Annotated in this window: 3 protein-coding genes; all 3 read left to right on the top strand. The window is 27.7% G+C overall.

The window, feature by feature from the left end; translation table 11 throughout:
• Positions 1 to 521: hypothetical protein (locus tag ACWIX0_RS13445; protein ID WP_454174492.1), on the top strand; the 521-nt coding region annotated here is incomplete at its 5' end.
• Positions 518 to 1120, top strand: coding sequence for a DUF6402 family protein (locus tag ACWIX0_RS13440; RefSeq protein ID WP_454174491.1), 603 nt, complete (start codon positions 518 to 520; stop codon positions 1118 to 1120). The genes ACWIX0_RS13445 and ACWIX0_RS13440, both read left to right, overlap by 4 nt.
• 364 nt (positions 1121 to 1484) lie before the next feature.
• Entirely contained in the window at positions 1485 to 1817 is a 333-nt protein-coding gene (locus tag ACWIX0_RS13435) for a hypothetical protein (RefSeq protein ID WP_454174490.1), read from the top strand.
• Positions 1818 to 1822 lie beyond the last annotated feature (5 nt).

Here is a 1822-nt window from a genome sequence, read left to right as displayed (position 1 = left end):
AAAGTCTCCCCCTTATCAATGCCTATAAGTATAAAGGTGGATTGATGTTGTTTATAGAGGGATTGGCTAGTGGGATTATACTTTTTCCCTATAGCCTTATATTGTATCAACTTATTTTAGTGGGACTATTACCATTTATCCTTATAACATTTATACCCCGAGTTAAAAATATTCTGCTTAAAAAAAAGAGTATCAGATATTGGTTACTTTGTGGTTTGTTGTGTTATGCTATGCTTACTCTGGTAATGTATATAATGCTTTATCTATCAATAAAAGAAAGTGATGTAGTCTTTGTATTATTAGGTGTGATATTTTTTAATATTTATTCTACAATATACCTTTTATTATTTAAATTTTTGTCTAACAATAAGCAAAATATTTTTCTAAGTAAAAAAGAAAAATATTATATCTTTGGCTTGAATCTTTTATTTTCTTTGCTGTTTTATGTAATATGTAGCACAACATTGGAATATAATCTAATTGCCAAAGTAATTAGATTATTCAATGGAATGCAACAATGAATGGGGCTAGACTCCTTAATGATACAAAACCGAGTGATTTAAGAAGGCATCAAATGCAATATTATGGAATCTCTGATAGTGATTTTGGTAAGGAATATTTGCTGAATTTTGAAGAAAAATCAAACCAAGTCATAGCCCTTTATGCTCTTTCTGGTAAATTTCAAATCTATTATGTTTTAGATAAATTTGAAGTAGAAAAAATAAACGATGACGAAGTATCTATATTCTCTACACAAATTAAAGCCTATGTTGATGATAGTTTTGATTTTGTGGATAGTCCTATGCAATTTGTAGGTGCTTGGAATTATGACAAAATGGAGTTTATGGTGGAAGAGAGCATTTTGCAAGGATATGTAAAAGATGATATTGTTTATATAGCCAATAAACTTCCGCTTGTAGAAGTAGATAAAAATATTTCAAAAGATTCAGATAATAATATAATGAGGAATCAAGACTACCAAAACATTCAATTTTTCTTCAATCTAGGCTTGGATTTTATAGTTACTAGCAAAAGTTTTAAGAATCTAAAAATACCAAATGATTATCTTTCAAAAAGAGTTTATACAAGATATTTTAAATTATTGGACTTAAAACAATGAATGGCGGATTGGTATATATCGTTGGAATTTTGTTCCTGCACACAGCACTATATTTTATTATCGGTAATTTTATTCTTAACACCCTCTGTATTTATCTATTAAATGTCATCACATATACAAAAAAATTTATTAATTTTCGTTTTATTTTGGGTGAGTTTGTTGGTGGCTTTGTAGGTTATATAATAGTGGGCTTTTTATATAGAGATTATAGGGGTTTAGATTTTGATGTGATTTTCTTTGTTTTATTTGCTTTTGTATCGTCATTTATTTTATTGGTATTTAATATGTTGTTACTTACAATGCGATATAGAGTATTTGAAAAAAGTAGATATGAATCTCTTTTGAATAGCCATAGTAAGAAGCTATGGCTAAGAAAAAGTTTTGTTTTTGGACTATGTTTTTCATCCATATTGAATTGTATATGGATTATTCTGTTTGCAATATGGTTGCAATAAATGAAAGATTTATTAAGGCTTTCTTTAACTTAAACTTAAACAAAGTAGCTTTAAATTATGATTTACACGATGAAAAACAAGTATATCACCACATAATAAAAACCTTTGCAAGAATTTCAGAGGCTAAGAGAATCAAAAACAAGATAGATTTAAAAAAGATTCTTAAATATGTTTCTACTTCGCTTACGCTCGTAGCTTTGCAAGAAGTCTTGATATTAAAGCTGTTAAAATTGCAAAATTAAGCAAC

This window comes from Helicobacter sp. T3_23-1059, from assembly GCF_053654515.1.
The sequence above is the reverse complement of the archived record's forward strand: the minus strand, read 5'-3'. Positions and strand labels throughout refer to the sequence as shown.